The sequence below is a fragment of the Blastococcus sp. SYSU DS0828 genome, assembly GCF_054050975.1.
This window is the reverse complement of the sequence record NZ_JBJHAK010000011.1, coordinates 39,486-57,038: the sequence shown is the minus strand read 5'-3', so window position 1 is coordinate 57,038 and position 17,553 is coordinate 39,486. Positions and strand designations below refer to the sequence as shown.

At 74.0% G+C, this 17,553-nt stretch carries 17 protein-coding genes; 11 read left to right on the top strand and 6 right to left on the bottom strand.

Annotated features, from left to right (window positions below):
* Positions 1 to 206 precede the first annotated feature (206 nt).
* Positions 207 to 1,925 carry a RecQ family ATP-dependent DNA helicase gene (locus ACI79Q_RS10940; protein WP_456590190.1) on the top strand — a complete coding sequence of 573 codons (1,719 nt, stop codon included), beginning with the start codon at positions 207 to 209 and terminating at the stop codon, positions 1,923 to 1,925.
* On the opposite strand, the gene ACI79Q_RS10935 is transcribed toward ACI79Q_RS10940, so the two are convergent.
* Positions 1,903 to 2,748, bottom strand: a complete 846-nt coding sequence (locus tag ACI79Q_RS10935; protein WP_456613410.1) for an alpha/beta fold hydrolase — start codon at positions 2,746 to 2,748, stop codon at positions 1,903 to 1,905. The two genes, ACI79Q_RS10940 and ACI79Q_RS10935, sit on opposite strands and share 23 nt — an antisense overlap.
* A gap of 139 nt (positions 2,749 to 2,887) precedes the next feature.
* On the opposite strand from ACI79Q_RS10935, the gene ACI79Q_RS10930 reads away from it, so the two are divergent.
* The 3 genes from ACI79Q_RS10930 to ACI79Q_RS10920 all read left to right on the top strand — a co-directional run bounded on the left by ACI79Q_RS10930 (position 2,888) and on the right by ACI79Q_RS10920 (position 6,538).
* Positions 2,888 to 4,543, top strand: coding sequence for a carbamoyltransferase family protein (locus tag ACI79Q_RS10930; protein WP_456600037.1), 1,656 nt, complete (start codon positions 2,888 to 2,890; stop codon positions 4,541 to 4,543).
* A gap of 256 nt (positions 4,544 to 4,799) precedes the next feature.
* The gene (locus tag ACI79Q_RS10925; protein ID WP_456613411.1) at positions 4,800 to 5,207 is read left to right on the top strand and encodes a DUF4383 domain-containing protein; all 408 of its coding nucleotides are present in this window, start codon (positions 4,800 to 4,802) and stop codon (positions 5,205 to 5,207) included.
* Between the two features lie 119 nt (positions 5,208 to 5,326).
* Entirely contained in the window at positions 5,327 to 6,538 is a 1,212-nt protein-coding gene (locus ACI79Q_RS10920; protein WP_456590186.1) for an acyl-CoA dehydrogenase family protein, read from the top strand.
* A 63-nt stretch (positions 6,539 to 6,601) separates the two neighbouring features.
* Here the strand turns inward: ACI79Q_RS10920 and ACI79Q_RS10915 are convergent, their stop codons facing one another.
* The gene (locus ACI79Q_RS10915; protein WP_456613412.1) at positions 6,602 to 6,856 is read right to left on the bottom strand and encodes a hypothetical protein; all 255 of its coding nucleotides are present in this window, start codon (positions 6,854 to 6,856) and stop codon (positions 6,602 to 6,604) included.
* A 112-nt stretch (positions 6,857 to 6,968) separates the two neighbouring features.
* Between ACI79Q_RS10915 and ACI79Q_RS10910 the strand changes: the two genes are divergently transcribed.
* Complete coding sequence (locus ACI79Q_RS10910) at positions 6,969 to 7,478, top strand: SigE family RNA polymerase sigma factor (RefSeq protein ID WP_456590184.1); 510 nt, start codon at positions 6,969 to 6,971, stop codon at positions 7,476 to 7,478.
* Position 7,479: 1 nt separating this feature from the next.
* Positions 7,480 to 8,874, top strand: coding sequence for a hypothetical protein (locus ACI79Q_RS10905; RefSeq protein ID WP_456614678.1), 1,395 nt, complete (start codon positions 7,480 to 7,482; stop codon positions 8,872 to 8,874).
* Between the two features lie 86 nt (positions 8,875 to 8,960).
* Here ACI79Q_RS10905 and ACI79Q_RS10900 read toward each other — a convergent pair whose 3' ends face one another.
* Positions 8,961 to 9,176, bottom strand: coding sequence for a hypothetical protein (locus ACI79Q_RS10900; RefSeq protein WP_456590182.1), 216 nt, complete (start codon positions 9,174 to 9,176; stop codon positions 8,961 to 8,963).
* A gap of 206 nt (positions 9,177 to 9,382) precedes the next feature.
* Here ACI79Q_RS10900 and ACI79Q_RS10895 point away from each other — a divergent pair, with 206 nt between their 5' ends.
* Positions 9,383 to 10,333, top strand: a complete 951-nt coding sequence (locus tag ACI79Q_RS10895) for an acyl-ACP desaturase (protein ID WP_456590181.1) — start codon at positions 9,383 to 9,385, stop codon at positions 10,331 to 10,333.
* A gap of 70 nt (positions 10,334 to 10,403) precedes the next feature.
* Here ACI79Q_RS10895 and ACI79Q_RS10890 read toward each other — a convergent pair whose 3' ends face one another.
* A complete protein-coding gene (locus ACI79Q_RS10890) occupies positions 10,404 to 10,922 on the bottom strand; it encodes an N-acetyltransferase family protein (RefSeq protein ID WP_456590180.1) in 519 nt (172 codons plus the stop codon).
* Positions 10,923 to 10,999: 77 nt separating this feature from the next.
* Complete coding sequence (locus ACI79Q_RS10885; RefSeq protein ID WP_456590179.1) at positions 11,000 to 11,509, bottom strand: GbsR/MarR family transcriptional regulator; 510 nt, start codon at positions 11,507 to 11,509, stop codon at positions 11,000 to 11,002.
* Positions 11,510 to 11,584: 75 nt separating this feature from the next.
* On the opposite strand from ACI79Q_RS10885, the gene ACI79Q_RS10880 reads away from it, so the two are divergent.
* On the top strand, positions 11,585 to 12,514 hold the full coding sequence (locus tag ACI79Q_RS10880) for an ABC transporter ATP-binding protein (protein WP_456590178.1): 930 nt from the start codon (positions 11,585 to 11,587) through the stop codon (positions 12,512 to 12,514).
* Positions 12,511 to 14,115 carry an ABC transporter permease gene (locus ACI79Q_RS10875; RefSeq protein WP_456600039.1) on the top strand — a complete coding sequence of 535 codons (1,605 nt, stop codon included), beginning with the start codon at positions 12,511 to 12,513 and terminating at the stop codon, positions 14,113 to 14,115. Before ACI79Q_RS10880 ends, ACI79Q_RS10875 begins: the two co-directional genes overlap by 4 nt.
* A gap of 39 nt (positions 14,116 to 14,154) precedes the next feature.
* Here ACI79Q_RS10875 and ACI79Q_RS10870 read toward each other — a convergent pair whose 3' ends face one another.
* Positions 14,155 to 15,699 carry an LCP family protein gene (locus ACI79Q_RS10870; RefSeq protein WP_456590176.1) on the bottom strand — a complete coding sequence of 515 codons (1,545 nt, stop codon included), beginning with the start codon at positions 15,697 to 15,699 and terminating at the stop codon, positions 14,155 to 14,157.
* 164 nt (positions 15,700 to 15,863) lie between these two features.
* Here ACI79Q_RS10870 and ACI79Q_RS10865 point away from each other — a divergent pair, with 164 nt between their 5' ends.
* Both ACI79Q_RS10865 and yaaA read left to right on the top strand, forming a co-directional pair.
* Positions 15,864 to 16,652 (top strand): exodeoxyribonuclease III, encoded by a 789-nt coding sequence (locus ACI79Q_RS10865; RefSeq protein WP_456614677.1) that lies wholly within the window; start codon positions 15,864 to 15,866, stop codon positions 16,650 to 16,652.
* 22 nt (positions 16,653 to 16,674) lie between these two features.
* Positions 16,675 to 17,421, top strand: a complete 747-nt coding sequence (gene yaaA / locus ACI79Q_RS10860) for a peroxide stress protein YaaA (protein WP_456590174.1) — start codon at positions 16,675 to 16,677, stop codon at positions 17,419 to 17,421.
* The last annotated feature ends 132 nt before the right edge of the window (positions 17,422 to 17,553 follow it).

The window sequence follows — 17,553 nt, the reverse complement described above, 5'->3', positions numbered from 1 at the left end:
GCCGCATGCCCCGCCGCTCGCCCCTCGCGGATGCCCGCCGACCCGCGAGAACGTCCGGCCGGCGCAGGCGAGCGGCTCTGCCGGCCCCCGGAAGACGGCGGGACGCTTGAGGCGATGGGCGGTCGCGAGGAGCGCGCGTTCCCGCGGGAACGCGGGGTGGGCCAGCGCACCGTTTGCCGCGCACCGGCAGCGGGGAGAGGCAGCCGGTGCCTCCCTCCCCCGAGCGCGACAACCCCGCCGGTGCCACCGCCTCCGTCCGCACCCGCCGCATCCGCGAGTTCGCCCGCGAGGTGCTCGGGTACGACGACTTCCGCCCGGGGCAGGAGGCGGCGATGCAGGCCGTCGTCGGCGGGCAGGACACCCTCGCCGTGCTGCCGTCGGGCGCCGGGAAGACCGCGATCTACCAGGTCGCCGGCCAGCTGCTCGACGGCCCGGTGCTCGTCGTCTCCCCGCTCATCGCCCTCCAGCGCGACCAGGTCGACCGGCTCACCGAGCTGGCGGAGCGCGCCGGGCGGGCCGCGCAGCTGAACTCCACGCTGTCGGCCGGCGACCAGCAGGAGGCGCTCGAAGGGCTGGCGGAGGGAACGGTCCGCTTCCTCTTCCTCGCCCCGGAGCAGCTGACCAAGCCCGAGGTCGTCGACGTGATCGCGAAGGCCCGGCCCGCGCTGTTCGTCGTCGACGAGGCGCACTGCGTCTCCGCCTGGGGCCACGACTTCCGCCCGGACTACCTGCGGCTGGGCGGGGTCATCGAGCAGCTGGACCACCCGACGGTGCTGGCGCTCACCGCCACCGCCGCGCCTCCGGTGCGCGCGGAGATCGTCGAGCAGCTCGGCATGCGCGAGCCCGAGGTCGTCGTCGCCGGCTTCGACCGCCCGGAGATCCGGCTGGAGGTCGACCACTACGCCGACGCCCACGCCAAGGAGCAGGGCGTGCTGGACCGGGTGGTCGCCGAGGTCGGCGAGGGGCGTGGCCCCGGCATCGTCTACAGCGCCACGCGGAAGGGCACCCAGGAGATCGCCGCCGAGCTGGCCGGGCGCGGGCTCCGCACGCTCGCCTACCACGCCGGGATGAAGAAGTCCGAGCGCGAGGAGGCGCAGCGGGCCTGGATGGACGACGAGCTGGACGTCGTCGTCGCCACCACCGCGTTCGGCATGGGCATCGACAAGCCCGGCACCCGCTTCGTGGTGCACGCCGAGCCCGCCGACTCCCTCGACAGCTACTACCAGGAGATCGGCCGGGCCGGTCGCGACGGCGAACCGGCGCTCGCCGTCCTGGTCTACCGGCAGGAGGACCTCGGGCTGCGCCGGTTCTTCGCCGCCGGCGCGCCGGCCGAGGAGGAGCTGCAGCAGGTCGCCGGGCTCGTCCAGGCCGCCGCCGCGGCGGGCATCGACGACGGCGTCGACGTCAAGGCGCTCCGCGAGGAGACCGGCCGGGCCGCGACCCCCCTGGTGCGCGACCTCAACCTGCTGGAGCAGGTGTCGGCCGTCGTCCTGGACGAGGACGGCGCCGCCCACCCCGCCGACGGCGCCCCGCCGCCAGGCGAGGCCGCCGAGCAGGCCCGAGAGCTCGCCGAGCACCACGAGAAGGTCGACCAGTCGCGCGTGGAGATGATGCGCGGGTACGCCGAGACCGCCGAGTGCCGCCGCCAGTTCCTGCTGGGCTACTTCGGCGAGCAGCTCGACGAGCCGTGCGGCAACTGCGACAACTGCTCGGCCGGCACCGCGCACGAGCACGTCGCCACCGAGCCCGAGGACACGCCCTTCCCGGTGGAGACGCCGGTCGAGCACAGCGAGTGGGGGAACGGCGTCGTGATGCGGGTCGAGGACGACCGGCTCACCGTGCTGTTCGACGAGGTGGGCTACAAGACCCTCGGGCTGGCCGCCGTCCTCGACAACGACCTGCTCACCGCTCGACCCCGGGACTGACGCCACGGGCGACCTGCCCCGCCAGCCACCGGTGCAGGGTCGTCGCGAGCCGCACCGGCTGGTCGAGCTGGACCAGGTGCCCGGCGCCCGGGAGGAGCTCCAGGCGGGCCCCGGGGATCAGTGCGGCGAGGCGGTGCGCCCGATCAGCGGGAATCCAGGTGTCCTCGCTGCCCCACACCACGAGCACCGGCAGATCCAGGTCCGGGTAACGAGGCTCCAGCACGTCGGTGTACGCCTCGTCGGCCTGGGCGATCTGCCGGTAGAAGGCAGCCTGCCCCTCGGGGCCGGTCCACGGCGCCACCAGCTCGTCGACCTGGCCGGCGGTCAGCCCGCGATGGCTGGCCCCGGCGATGTAGGCGCGCAGCGCCCCCTCGTGCACCGCCGGGGGCAGGGCCGCGAAGACGTCGGCGTGGGCGCGCACCAACCGGAAGAAGTCCGATCCCCACGGTGCCAGCGCCACGACGTCGACCAGGGCCAGGGAGGCGTAGGGCACCCCGTGCAGCAGGTGCGCCCGAAGGGCGACCGCGCCTCCGTAGTCGTGGGCGACGACGTGCGGGGAGCGCAGGCCCCACCGCTCCACCAGCTCCGCCAGCAGCTCGCCCTGCACGTCCAGGGAGACCGCGTGCCCGGCGTCCTTGGAGGAGGCGCCGTAGCCGGGCATGTCCCACAGGTGCACGGTGAAGTCGGCGGCGAGCGCTTCGGCGTAGGGCCGCCAGAGCTCCGCGGACCAGGGGGTGCCGTGGCACATCACCACGTCGGGGCCCGCGCCGACGTGCCAGTGCCGCACCCGCCGGCCGCGCCATTCCAGCGTCCCGGAATCCACACCGGCACCCTGCCAGACGGGCCCGCGGCCGCGCTGCCCATCCGAGGGACGTCGCCTGGCTCGCCGTGCGGGGTCGGCGGACCGGCGTGATCATGAGACCGGACCGGGAGGCGTCAGCCCGGCCAGGAGGAGACGCAGCGTGAAGGTCCTCGGCATCAACGCGATCTACCACGACCCCGCCGCGGCGCTGGTCGTCGACGGCCGGATCGTGGCCGCCGCCGAGGAGGAGCGGTTCAGCCGGCGCAAGCACGGCAAGCGCCCCCTGCCGTGGAGCGCGTGGGAACTGCCGGAGCTCTCGGCGGCCTGGTGCCTGAAGGAGGCGGGCATCCGGCCCGAGGAGCTCGACGCCGTCGCCTACTCCTTCGACCCGTCCCTCATGGGGACGCCGGAGGAGTCCGGGCTCTTCGACGACGGCGACACCATGCGCAAGAAGTACGCCGAGATGGCGCCGGACTTCCTGGCCCACGCCCTGCCCGGGCTGGACCCGGCGAAGGTCCGCTTCGTCAAGCACCACGTTGCCCACGCCGCCTCCGCGGGCAAGGCCGCGCCGCAGCGGGACAACGCCGTCCTCGTGCTCGACGGCCGCGGGGAGGCCCACAGCCACCTGGCCGGCCGCTACGTGGACGGCCACCTGGAGGTGCTCGCCGGCCAGGCGCTACCCCACTCCCTCGGGCTGATGTACGAGGAGCTCACCGACCACCTCGGCTTCCTGCGCAGCTCCGACGAGTTCAAGGTCATGGCGATGGCCTCCTACGGCAAGCCGCGCTTCCTCGGCGAGCTCTCCGAACTCATCCGCGCGACCGACGACGGCGGCTTCCGCACCGAGAAGATCGACTTCGCCGAGTTCGCGCCCCGCCTGGCCAAGGGCGAGGACTGGACCGAGGCCCACGCCGACCTCGCCGCCAGCGTGCAGACCCGCCTCGAGGAGGTGCTGGTCGACCTCGCCCGCTGGGTGCACGAGCAGACCGGCGAGAAGACCCTCACCATGGCCGGCGGCACCGCGCTCAACTGCGTGGCCAACACCCGTGTCCTCGCAGAGAGCCCGTTCGAGCAGGTCTGGGTGCAGCCGGCGGCCGGCGACGCCGGCACCGCGCTGGGTGCGGCCCTGCACGTCGCCGCGGAGCTCGGCGAGCGCACCGAGCCGATGGCAGGGGCGGCGCTCGGCCGCGGGTGGAGCGACGACGAGATCGAGCAGTTCCTGCAGACGGCGGCCATCGACTACGAGCGGCCCGACGACGTCGCCGAGGCCGTCGCCGAGGTGCTCGCCGACAACGGGATCGTCGCCTGGTTCCAGGGCCGCAGCGAGTACGGCCCGCGCGCGCTGGGGCACCGCTCGCTGCTCGCCCACCCCGGCTTCGAGGCCAACCTCGAGCGGATGAACGACGTCAAGGGCCGCGAGCAGTTCCGCCCGGTGGCACCGATGGTCCTGCTGGAGCGGGCGCCGGAGATCTTCAGCCGTGGCCCGATCCCCTCGCCGTACATGCTGTTCGTCCACGACGTCGCCGAGGAGTGGCGGGAGCGCATCCCCACGGTCACCCACGTGGACGGCACGGCGCGGATCCAGACCATCGACCCGGAGACCGAGCCGCTGGTGCACCGCATGATCTCGGCCTTCGAGCGGCGCACCGGCCTGCCCGTGGTCGTGAACACCAGCCTGAACACCGCCGGGCGCCCGATGGTCGACGACCCCCGGGACGCCCTGGAGTGCTTCGGCTCGGCACCGGTCGACCTGCTGGCCATCGGCCCGTTCGTCGTCCGCCGGGCGAGGGCCACGCCGCGCCCCGGGCGCGGCTGAACCCCGCGACGCCGCACGTTCCCGCCGGCGACGCGGCCCGCCGTCGTGACCGGCGCGGGTCACGCGCTCCACGGGCGGGCCGCCGCCAGGTGACGATCCGGCAACGGCCGTCCCCCGAACCGGTGGCCCTCGTTAGTCGTGCTCAGCCCCGGGTAACGGGCTGCTGGCAGCCACCTGTCAAGAACCTGGCAGGTCTCACGACCCATGGGAGGACACGATGTCTGCAACAGGCAACACCGGAGCGGACCGGCGGGGCATGACCTGGCCGCAGATGCTGGCACTGGCCATCGGTGCGATCTATCTGCTGGTCGGCATCATCGGCTTCTTCGTCACCGGCTTCGACGACTTCTTCGCCCACGACACGAACGAGACGATCCTGGGCTTCGAGGTCAACCCGTTCCACAACATCGTGCACATCGTCATCGGCGCGGCGGGCCTGGCCCTGTTCCGGACCCTGAGCGGGGCTCGCACGTACGGCTGGCTGCTCGCCATCGGCTACGGTGCGGCGTTCATCTACGGCCTCTTCGCCGTGAACGCCGAGTGGGACTTCCTGAGCCTGAACTGGGCGGACAACTGGCTGCACCTGGTCAGCGCCCTGGCCGGTCTGGCGATCGCGCTGGGCCCGGTGCGCGACGCCGTCGAGGGGCGCCGTACGCGCGCCTGAGAGGACCCGTCCGGGGAGCCGGGCCTGCCGCCATCCAGCGGTGGGCCCGGCTCTGCCGCGTCCGGGGCCGGCTCACCCCCGATGCGACGGCGATCACGTCCGGCGCTACGTTGCCGGGCATGGACTTCGCTCTCTCGCCCAAGGCCGAGGACGTCTGCGCCCGCGCGTGGGACTTCATGCGCGAGCACGTGTTCCCCGCCGAACCCGTCTACGACGCCTGGCGCGCCGAGCGCGGCCACGACAACCACGAGCACCCGCCGATCCTCGAGGAGCTCAAGGCCGAGGCGCGCAAGCGCGGCCTGTGGAACCTCTTCCACCACGAGCTGGGCGGCCTCTCCAACCTCGAGTACGCCTCGGTCGCCGAGATCACCGGCTGGTCGCCGGTCATCGCACCCGAGTCGATGAACGTCGGCGCGCCGGACACCGGCAACATGGAGACGCTCATGCTGTTCGGCACGCCCGAGCAGAAGGAGCGCTGGCTCAACCCGCTGCTGGAGGGGGAGATCCGCTCCGGCTTCGCGATGACCGAGCCCGACGTCGCCAGCTCCGACGCCCGCAACATCCAGACCTCGATCGTCCGCGACGGCGACGAGTACGTCATCAACGGGCGCAAGTGGTGGACCTCCGGCGCCGCGGACCCGCGCTGCCAGATCTTCATCGTCATGGGCAAGACCGACCCGGACGGGCCGCCGCACCGGCAGCAGTCGATGGTCCTCGTCCCCCGCGACACCCCGGGGCTGGAGATCATCCGCCACCTGCCGGTCTTCGGGTACCAGGACCAGCACGGCCACTCCGAGCTGCGGTTCACCGACGTCCGGGTCCCGGCCACGAACATCCTCGCCGGCGAGGGCGACGGCTTCATGATCGCCCAGGCGCGGCTGGGCCCCGGCCGCATCCACCACTGCATGCGCGCCATCGGCATGGCCGAGCGGGCGCTGGCGCTCATGGTGGAGCGGACCCAGAACCGGGTCGCGTTCGGCCGGCCGCTGTCCGAGCAGGGCACCGTGCGGGAGGCCATCGCGCTCTCGCGCATCGAGATCGACCAGGCCCGCCTGTACGTGCTGAAGACCGCCGACCTGATCGACAAGTACGGCGCGAAGGGCGCCCGGACCGAGATCTCCGCGATCAAGGTCGCCGCACCCAAGGTGGCCCTCGACGTCATCGACCGCGCGATCCAGGTGCACGGCGGCGCCGGCGTCAGCAACGACACCGTGCTCGCCCGCTTCTACGCCAGCGCGCGGACGCTGCGCATCGTCGACGGCCCGGACGCGGTGCACATCCGCGGCGTGGCCAAGGAGGAGCTGGCGCGGGAGCGCCCCTTCACCGGCTGAACGAGGCCCGCACGACCGGTGGCCCGGAACCGCTCGTGGTTCCGGGCCACCGCCGTCCCCGGCTCAGGGGGTGAGCGTCGTCCCGAAGCCCCCACCCGCGAGCTTGCTCATCAGCTGCGTCCGGTCCAGCCCCACCTCGGCCAGCGCGTCGCCGTCCCGGTCGGTGTCGATCTCGTCGGGGAGGCGCGCCTCGACCTGGTCGGCCGTGCCGTTGTCCCCCTCGGTGCGCAGCACGCGCACCAGCTCCTTCTTGTCCAGCTTCACCCGGTCCTCCGTCCGCCGCCCGTCGGGCGTCGTCGTGAGTGTGGTGCGGGTCACCACGGGTCGCAACGGCGCCCGAGCGGAACCGTTCAGGTCACGATCCGGTCACGGCGGCGTTCGTCCACCCACCCCTCGGCCGTCCTAGTCAGTGACGACGGAGGGGGGCCCGGTGGGACGAACGGACGACGACGCCTTCGAGGCGTTCGTCGCGGCACGGTCCGGTGAGCTGCTCCGGACCGCCGTGCTGCTGACGAGGGACCGCGGTCACGCCGAGGACCTGCTGCAGACGGCGCTGGTGAAGGCCTACCGCCGCTGGGGACGGATCTCCGGCGACCCCTTCCCGTACGTGCGCCGGGTGCTGGTCACCAGCGCCGCTAGCTGGTGGCGGTTGCGCAGCACCCAGGAGATCGTGTCGCTGCCCGCGCACGACCCCGCCACCCCCGACGCGACCGACGCCCTCGCCGAGCGGGAGCGGATGGCCCAGGCGCTCGGCACCCTCCCGCCGCGCATGCGGGCAGTGCTCGTCCTCCGCTACACGGAGGACCTCAGCGAGGCGGCCACCGCCGAGCTGCTCGGCTGCTCGGTGCACACCGTGCGGAGCCAGACCGTCCGAGGCCTCGCCCGCCTCCGCACCGCCCTCGCTGCCACCGTCCCCGCCAACGCCTTCGAGGAGTGCTGACGTGACGATCTCCGACGGCGATCTGGAAGCCGGCCTGCGAGACCTGCGCTACCGCGCCGACGTCACCGCGCCTCCCCCGGCCGACCTGGCCGAGCGCACCCGCGCGCGGTACCGCGCCCAGCGGCGGTCCCGGACGGCCATGGCCGTCGGCGGCCTGGTGGCCTTGGCGGTCGCCGTCGGGGTGCCGGTCACGACCTCCGGCCTGCTGAGCGGCGAGCGGGGCGGCGAGGTCGCGGTGCCGGGCAGCCCGACCCGGAACCCGGCGCCCTCCCTCTACGACCTGCCGACGCGCGGCTCGCTCGCCGGGGACGAGGAGTGGCTGGCCGGGGTCCGCGAGCTGGACTGGGTCCCTCCGGAGCTCGCCGCCCAGCTGCCGCCGGGCGTCGAGCTGCCCGATCCACCGGTCGAAACCCGCCGGGTCGCGTGGGCGGGTGAGGTGGCCGGCAGCCGGGTGACGCTCGTCCTCGGCCGGACCGAACAGGAGGGCGTGGTCCAGGCCTGGTTCACCGGTCCCCGCGACGCCGCACCGGACGAGATGGTCCCGGTCGGCCTTCTCGCGCCAGCCCCCGGCCTGGAGTCCGCGGAGCTGTTCGCCGCCCCGTACGGGGCGCCCGAGCAGCGCATGGTGGTGGTCGTCGGCGCGCCCGGGGACGAGGCCCGGGTGCTGACCGGCCGGACGGTGACCGCGTCGGCCAACGTCGTCGACCAGTGGGAACCGGTGCCGATGGAGGAGGGCGCCGGCGCGCTGGCGCTCGGCGGGTCCTCCGACTGGCCGACAGGCCTCTCCGTGGAGCTGTCCCGGCCCGGCCAGAGCCGGCCCCTCAACCGCGCCAACACCACCGAGGAGGACCTGACCAGGGCCTGGAACGAGCCGGTGGAGATCGCCGACCCCCGCGGGCTGCGCGGGCTCGCCCACGAGGAGGTGCTACAACAGGCCGCGATACAGCTCGCCGGGCGGTACGGGTTGCCGCTCCGCGACCTCCGCCCGACCCTGCTCGCCGCCGGCGCCGTGGACGGTGACCCGGGGACCCGGACCCTGCTCCTGGGCGTGACCTTCCCCTCGGGCGCGACGGGGGCCGCGTTCGTCGACTACTGGACGGACCAGTTCGACATGGCGCAGGAGGACTCGTTCCGCGTCGCGCTGGCCCCGGCCGGCACCCCGCTCCTGGAGCGGGTGTTCGCCGTGCCGACGTCGAACTCGGTCACGATCAGCGGGCCGGAGTCCGGCGCCCTGGCCGAGATCTATCTCGCCGACGGCAGGCTGCACGCCACGGTGCCGCTGGTGGACGGCGCCGGGGTGGGTCCGCTGGGGTCACCGACGCCCGACCGGGTGCGGATCCTGGACGCCAGGGGTGCGGTCGTCGCCGAGGCGCCGGTCTCGGAGCCCGACGGATGAGCGAGCCGGCGTCGGTGACCGCGATGCGGCAGCTGGCCGAGGAGGCCCGGCGGCGCGGAACGGCCGTCGCGCGACGGTTCGAGCACTCAGCCCCGGGTGGCGCGACGGACGAGGAGACCGCCGACGACCGCGAGCACCACCGCCACGGCCAGCTGGCCGATGCCCACGCCCGCCTGCTCGGCGGCGAACCAGGTCGGCGAGGACACCAGGAGCACGAAGGCGACCCCCAGGACGAGCAGTCCGATCAGGCGTTCGCGGCGGGCGTTGCGTGAGACGGGAGCGCCGGGGGACGGGTCGGTCATGCCCCCACCCTGCCAAACCGGCCCGCGCGCCGACCGGAGACGGCAGCCGGCCCGTTCGGGTCGGACGGCGGGGCCGGGCGGGCGCTTCCTCCCGGATGCCCGATCGAGGGGTAGCGACAGGCCGTCGGGGGAACCCGTACGAGCACGACCGGAGCCACGTCGGCGTAGGTTGCGACGACGCAGGTCGAGCCGACCCGGAGGTCCCCATGCCCCAGACATCCCCGCAGGCAGCCGTGCTCACCGAGCTCGAACCGGTGGTCGCGGAGAACCTCGACCGGCACATCAGGATGGCCAAGGAATGGCATCCGCACGACTACGTGCCCTGGGACGAGGGGCGCAACTTCGCCTTCCTCGGCGGCGAGGACTGGTCCCCCGAGCAGTCCCGGCTGGACGCGACTGCCAAGGCCGCGATGTTCGTGAACCTGCTGACCGAGGACAACCTGCCCAGCTACCACCGCGAGATCGCCACCCGCTTCGGCCGGGACGGCGCCTGGGGGCAGTGGGTGGGCCGCTGGACCGCGGAGGAGGGGCGGCACGGTGTCGCGCTGCGCGACTACCTGGTCGTCACCCGCGGCGTCGACCCGGTGGAGCTGGAGCGGGCCCGGATGGACTACATGACCACCGGCTACGACTCCGGAGACAAGACCCCGCTCGAGGCCGTCGCCTACGTCTCATTCCAGGAGCTCGCCACCCGGGTGTCGCACCGCAACACCGGCAAGGCCACCGGTGACCCGATCGCGGACAAGCTGCTGGCCCGCATCGCAACCGACGAGAACCTGCACATGATCTTCTACCGCAACCTGGTGACGGCGGCGTTCGACATCGACCCCGACGAGATGATGAAGGCCGTCGCCAAGGAGGTCATGACCTTTGAGATGCCCGGCGCGAACATGGCCAACTTCCGGAAGAACTCCACGATCATCGCCAAGGCCGGCATCTACGACCTGCGGCTGCACCACGACGAGGTGGTCAGCCCGATCCTGCGCACCTGGAAGGTCTTCGAGCGCAGCGACCTCGGCCCCGAGGGCGAGCAGGCCCGCGAGCAGCTGGCCGAGTTCCTCGCCGGCCTCGACGCCCAAGCGACGAAGTTCGTGGAGAGCCGCGAGCGGATGCGGGCCCGCATGGCGGCCAAGGGCGAGGTCCCGGTCCAGGTCTGACGCAAGAGGTCTGACGCGAGGGGTCTGACGCGAGGGCGACGGGCGGCGGCTCGAACCGTCCGCCCGGCGCTCAGAGCGGACAGGCCATGACGATCTCGTCGCGGTCGTCGCCCGGTGCGACCCGGATCGCGCCGGGCAGCCGCCCGACCTCCTGGTAGCCGAGCCCCCGGTAGAACCCGTCCACGCCGGTGCCCCCGCGAACGGTCAGGTGCAGGAATTCCCAGCCCCGGTCCCGGGCGATCCGGTGCACCCCGTCCATGAGCACCCGACCGAGACCCTGGCCCTGGCGCGAGGGGTGCACCTGCACCCGCAGCACCGTCCCCCAGTGGCGGCGCAGCGGGCTCAGCGACCCGACGACGCTGGCGAAGCCCGCCGTCTCGCCGTCCACCTCGAGCAGGGCGAGCACGTCCCGGCCGGAGTGGACGCCCTCCAGGAGCTTGTCGAGCAGCGGGACGACGTCGTCCTGCGTCACCGGCGGCACGAACCCGACGGCGCCGCCGGCGTTGGTGACGTCGGTCCAGCAGGCGAGCAGCTCGGCGCGCAGCGCCGCGTCGACGGTGGCAACGGGCCGGACGGAGGGAGCGGGCACCCGGCCATTCTCCGTGGCGGCGCTCGGCGGCCTGCGGCGCCCCTCGGCGCGCAGCGGGCGGGTGCCCGCGCCCCGGGTCAGCCGGAGCGGCCGGGTACGACGCGACGGACCCGCTCCGCGGGCCAGCGGGCGACCGCCTCGGCGAGCACCTCGTGCAGGAAGGCGAGGAACTCCCGGGTCTCGGCCAGCCGGCGCCCGCCCGGGCGGTCGACGCCGATCAGCTCGATGCCCCCCGCGACGACGTCCTCGAACCGCTGCAACGCCGCCAGCTCCGCCCCGGCGAACCGCGTCCACAGGTTTTCGTCGTCGAGGACGTAGAGGTCGCTGCGCGTCCCCGGCTCCCGTTCGCGGACGAGGAACCCGACCTGCACCAGCTGGCGGACCGCGCCACTGATCGCGGCCGGGCTGACCTGCAGCCCCTCGGCCAGCTCGGCGGCGGTGTAGCGGTCGGCGTCGTCGGCGAGGGCGTAGGCGAAGACCCGGGCCGGCATCGGCGGCATGCCCGACTCCCGCAGGACCAGGGCGAACCGCTCGACGAAGCGGAGCAGGGTGGCCCGCTCCTCGTCCGTCGCATCCACGCTGGTCACTCCCTCACGGTACCGGACCCGTCGGGCACGCAATGAACTTCACAACTTTGCGAAATGAGTGTAGGTTCTGCCGCCGTGACCACAGCCATCTCCGTCTCCGGCCTGGTGAAGACCTTCGGCGCCACCCGCGCCCTCGACGGCCTCGACCTCGAGGTCGCCTCCGGCGAGGTGCACGGCTTCCTCGGCCCGAACGGGTCCGGGAAGTCCACGACCATCCGCGTGCTGCTGGGCCTGCTCCGCCCCGACGCGGGCCGGACCGAGCTGCTGGGCGGTGATCCGTGGCGCGACGCCGTCGCGCTGCACCGCCGACTCGCCTACGTCCCGGGGGACGTGACGCTGTGGCCGACCATCAGCGGTGGCGAGGCGATCGACCTCATCGGCGCACTGCGCGGCGGCCTCGATCCGCGGCGCCGCACGGAGTTGCTGGAGCGCTTCGACCTCGACCCTCGGAAGAAGGCGCGCACCTACTCGAAGGGCAACCGGCAGAAGGTCGCCCTCGTCGCGGCGCTCGCCTCCGACGCGGAGCTGTTCATCCTGGACGAGCCGACCTCGGGCCTGGACCCGCTCATGGAGGCCGTGTTCCAGGAGTGCATCCGCGAACTGCGCGCCGAGGGCCGGACGGTGCTCCTGTCCAGCCACATCCTCGCCGAGGCCGAGGCCCTCTGCGACCGGGTGAGCATCATCCGGCTCGGCCGGACCGTGCAGAGCGGCACGCTGGCCGAGCTGCGCCACCTCACCCGGATGTCCATGGCGGTGGAGACCGAGCGTCCCGCCGACGGGCTGAGCTCCCTGCCCGGGGTGCACGACCTGCGGCACGAGGACGGCCGGGTGCACTTCGACGTCGACACCGACGCGCTCGACGGGGTGCTGCGCCACCTCGCCCCCCTGGGCGTGCGCGGCCTGACGAGCACCCCGCCCACCCTCGAGGAGCTGTTCCTCCGGCACTACGGCGACGAGCTCGCCGCCGACGGCGTGCCCGTTCCCCAGGAGGCGGGGCGGTCGTGAGCAACGCATCGAGCACGCTCGCCGGCACCGGCGCCCTGTTCCGCTTCGCCCTGCGCCGGGACCGGCTGCGGCTGCCGATCTGGATCGCCGCCGGCACCTTCATGGTGCTCACGCAGTCCGTCTCCAGCCAGGCCCTCTACGACACCCCCGCCGACCTGGCCGCGTACCAGGCCTCGGTCGGCAGCAACGCGGCGACCATCGCGCTGGCCGGCCCCCCGGTCGGGCTGGACACCGTCGCCGGCGCGGTCGCGTTCGAGATCTCCGCGACGCTGATGCTGATCGCCGCGCTGATGGCGATGTTCACCGTCACCCGGCACACCCGCGCCGACGAGGAGGCCGGCCGCACCGAGCTGCTCCGGTCGGCGCGCGTCGGCCGGCACGCGCCGCTGCTGGCCGCCGTGCTGCTCTCCTCGCTGGCGTGCGTCGTGCTGGCGCTGACCATCGGCGCGGCCACGACGGCCTCGGGGCTGCCGGCGGTCGGCTCGTTCGTGCTCGGCGCGTCGGTGGGCGCGTGCGGGCTGGTCTTCACCGGGATCACCGCGGTCGCCGCCCAGGCCACCGGTTCCACCCGCGGCGTCTACGGCCTGGTCGGTGGGCTGTTCGCCGTCGCGTTCGTGCTGCGCGCCATCGGCGACATCGAGGGCAACTGGGTGGTGTGGACCTCGCCGATCGGCTGGGCGCAGGCCACGCACCCGTTCACCGACGACGCCCCCGCCCCCCTGGCACTGTGCCTCGTCGTCGCCGCCGTCCTCGTCGTCGCCGGCTTCGCCCTGCTCGACCGCCGGGACCTCGGCTCCGGGCTCGTGCAGCCCCGGCCCGGCCGACCCACCGCGCGGCGGGCACTCCTCTCCCCGCTCGGGCTGGCGCTCCGGCTGCACCGCGGTGCGCTCATCGCCTGGACGGTCGGGCTCGGCCTGCTCGGCGTGGTCTACGGCGCCCTGGCGGAGTCGGTCGAGACGCTGATCGCGGGGAACGAGCAGGCACTGGCCGTCTTCGGCGACCCCGACCTCGGCCGGCTCGTCGACGCCTACCTCGGCACAACGTTCGCCGTCACGGCACTGCTGGCCTCGGCCTACGCGGTGTCGGCAGTCCTCCGGGCCCGCACCGAGGAGTCGGACGACCGGGCCGAGGTGCTGCTCGCCACGGCGACCAGCCGCCCGGCCTGGCTGGGCAGCCACGTGCTGGTCGCGCTGCTGGGCTCGGCGCTGGCGATGACCGCCGCGGGGGTGACCACCGGGCTGGTGCGGGTGGCGCAGACGGGGGACGCGGCGGCGCTCGGCCGGATGGTGGGCGCTGCGGTCTCCTACGTCCCGGCCATCTGGGTCGTCGCCGGCGTCGCCGTCGCGCTCTTCGGGCTGCTGCCCCGCCTGGCCGCGGCCGTGGCGTGGGCCGCGGTCGGGCTCTTCCTCGTGATCACCATGTTCGCCGAGTCGTTCGACTGGCCGGGCTGGGTGAGCGACCTGTCGCCGATCGCCTGGATCCCGACGCTGCCGCTCGAGGAGTGGCGACTCGCGCCACTCGTCGGGCTGGCCGGTGTCGCCGGCGTCCTCCTGGCGGCCGGTTTCACCGGCTTCCGCCGGCGGGACATCGCCCTGGGCTGAGCGGCACCGCCCTGGGCCGTCCGGCATCCGCCCGGGTGCTCACTTGGTCGGCGGCTCGCCCTCCGCGCGCGCCTCGGCCGCACGGGCCGGGTCGTAGGCGCAGGCGTCGGCGACGTCGATGACCGGGTCGTCCTCCGGCTCGGGGGCCTCCGGCGGTCCAGGGGCTTCCGCCCCCGGCGCCCCGTCCCCCGGCGGCGCAGGCGCAGGCGCCGGCGGCGGGTCGATCGCCTCCTGCACGAGCTGCCGGATCCGGTCGTAGTCCGGATACGCGGGATCGATCACCGAGGGGTCGAACACGACGCTGCGGATCTCGGCGTCCTTCACGAGGAAGGCCAGGTCGACGAAGTCGTCGAGCCGCGAGCGCGGGATGTCGGTGCTGACGATGTCCTCGGTGGTCGCGGCCAGCTGCTGGTAGCGCTGCAGGAGCGTCACCGGGTCGGCGGCGTCGACGATCGCGGAGATGGTGCAGCGCTGCCGCGCCATGCGGTCGTAGTCGCTCAACCCGAACCGGCCCCGGGCGAACTGCAGCGCGGTGTACCCGTCCATGCGGCGGTCCGGCCCTGGCTCGATGTAGTCGTCGGGCAGCTCGCCGGTGCCCGGGTCGCCGTTGATGGGCACGTAGTAGTTCACGTTGACCGTGATCCCACCGAGCGCGTCGACCAGCCGGCTGAACCCCTCGAGGTTGACCAGCACGAAGTAGTCGATCCGCAGGCCGAGGGCCTCCCCGACGCCCAGCTTCAGGAAGTCGGCGCCCGGGTCGTCGGTGGGGCCGAGGGCGTCGGGGTACCAGGCCGGGCCGTTGCGGTAGACGGCGTTGAGGAGGCTCTCGCTCTCGCTGCCGGCGTCGAAGCCCTCGGGGTAGAGCTCGGCCAGCGGGCTGTCCTCGGGGAACGGCAGGTCCTGGAGGTTGCGGGGCAGGCTGAACAGGAGGGTCTCGCCGGTGGCGGTGTCGGTACTGGCCACGATGACCGTGTCGGTGCGAACGCCCTCACGCCCCTCCCCGCCGTCGCCCCCCAGCAGCAGCACGTTCACCCGCTCGCGCCCACCGAAGAGCTCGGCGGTGCCGTCGTCCGGCTCCTCGTCGACGGTGGCCGACCTCCGGTCGTCGTCGAACACACCGGCGATGAGGTCCCGCGACGTCGTCGCCAGGCGCCCCACGAAGACGGCCGGGACGACGATCGCCACGACGAGCACCGCCACGACCAACCCGCCGGCGACGCGCCGCCCGCGCGACGTGCCGGCCGGCACGAGCATCCGGTAGCCGGCCACGACGACGGCGATCCACAGCGCGGCCAGCACGCCGATGCCGATGGTGGTCCAGAGCAGGACGTCGGTGTCGACGAGGGTGCGGGCGGCGAACCGCTGCCCCCCGGTGGCCAGCCACCCGGCGGCGGCGGCCAGGAGGAGGAAGACGGTGAGGACGACCGCGCCGAGCCGTCGGCGGCCGGCGGCGAGCAGCGCGACGCCGGGCACCAGCGCGCCGAGGACGGTCCAGCCGAGGGCGGCGCCGAACCCGCGCCGCGGAACGGCCCCCGACGCCCGCGCTCCACGCTGCGGGGCGGGAGGTGTCGTCCCGACGGTCATCCCACGCCCTCCGCGCCAGCCCAGCTCACGCGGCCATGCTCCCACCGTTCGGCCAGGTCGGGACGCCCGCGGCCGGCCCTCCGGGCAGGTCCGCCCGATCCGGCGACACCGGCACCCGGGGCGGCCGGGCCGCTCCGTCGGTGGCTCTCCGTAAGCTCCGGGTCGTGCGCCTGGCCACCTGGAACGTGAACTCGATCCGCACCCGCGCCGACCGCGTCGCGGCCTCCCTGGAGCGGCACGACGTCGACGTCCTGGCCATGCAGGAGACCAAGTGCCGGGACGACCAGTTCCCGCTGGACCGGTTCACGGCGCTCGGCTACGAGGTCGCGCACGTCGGCTACTCGCAGTGGAACGGGGTGTCGATCCTGTCCCGCGTGGGGCTGGAGGACGTCACCGTCGGCTTCCCCGGTCAGCCGTGCTGGGGCGAGGAGACCACCTGCGAGGCGCGGGCGCTGGCCGCCACCTGCGCCGGCGTCCGGGTGTGGAGCCTCTACGTGCCCAACGGGCGCACGCTGGCCGACCCGCACTACACCTACAAGCTGGAGTGGCTGGCCGCCCTGCGGGACACGGCGGCGGGCTGGCTGGCCGAGGACCCCGCCGCACAGGTCGCCCTCGTCGGCGACTGGAACATCGCCCCGCAGGACGACGACGTCTGGGACATGTCGGTGTTCAGCCAGTCGACGCACGTCTCCGCCCCGGAGCGGGCGGCCTTCCAGGCGGTGGTCGACGCCGGGTACGCCGACGTGGTCCGCCCGCACGCCCCCGGCCCGGGGGTCTACACCTACTGGGACTACACGCAGCTGCGCTTCCCCCGGCGCGAGGGCATGCGCATCGACTTCGTCCTGGGGTCCCCGGCGCTGGCCGCGCGGGTCGGTGGGGCGTTCATCGACCGCGAGGAGCGCAAGGGGAAGGGCGCGAGCGACCACGCCCCGGTGGTGGTCGACCTGAGCTGACGGGCGCTTAGGCTGGCGCCTCGTGCTCGTCCTGCTGCCCCCGTCGGAGACCAAGGCCCCCGGCGGTGACGGCCCTCCGCTCGACCTCGCCGCGCTCACCGCGCCGCAGCTCACCCCGGTGCGGACCCAGCTCACCGAGGCGCTGGTGGAGCTCGCCGGCGACGTCCCGGCCTCCCGGGCGGCGCTCGGGCTCTCCCCGAAGCAGGACGAGGAGATCGCCCGCAACGCGGCCCTCTTCTCCGCCAGCACGCTCCCGGCCCTGCAGCGCTACACGGGCGTCCTCTACGACGCCCTGGACATCGGCTCCCTCTCCCGGGCGCAACGGGCCCGCGCCGACCGCCGGCTGGCGGTGGGGTCGGCGCTGTTCGGCCTGGTCGCCGGCGGGGACCGGATCCCGGCCTACCGCCTGTCGGCGGGCTCCACGCTGCCCGGTCGGCCCACCCTGCGCGCCCTGTGGCGGCCGGCGCTCGGGCCGGTGCTCGACGGCGTCGAGGGGCTCGTCGTCGATCTGCGCAGCGGTTCCTACGCGGCGCTGGCCCCCGCGCCCGGCGCGGTCACGGTCACCGTGCTGAGCGAACGGCCCGACGGCACCCGCGCGGTGGTGAGCCACTTCAACAAGGCGCACAAGGGCCGGGTGGCCCGGTTGCTCGCCAGCACGACGGCCGAGCCGGACGACGTCGTGCGACTCAGGGGACTGCTGAGGCGGGCGGGGTTGCACGTGGAACATGACGGCGGCACGGCGTTGACCCTGGTCGTGCCCGCCCGGTGAGGCCCATCTCTCCCGCCCATACCGAGCAGTTGGTTGCACGCAACCGGCTAGTCGTGACATAACTGCGGTGATCCGGTGCGCCCGAACAGTGCGGCGCCCGGTGTCACGGATCCGGCGACCGCCGGGGCAGAA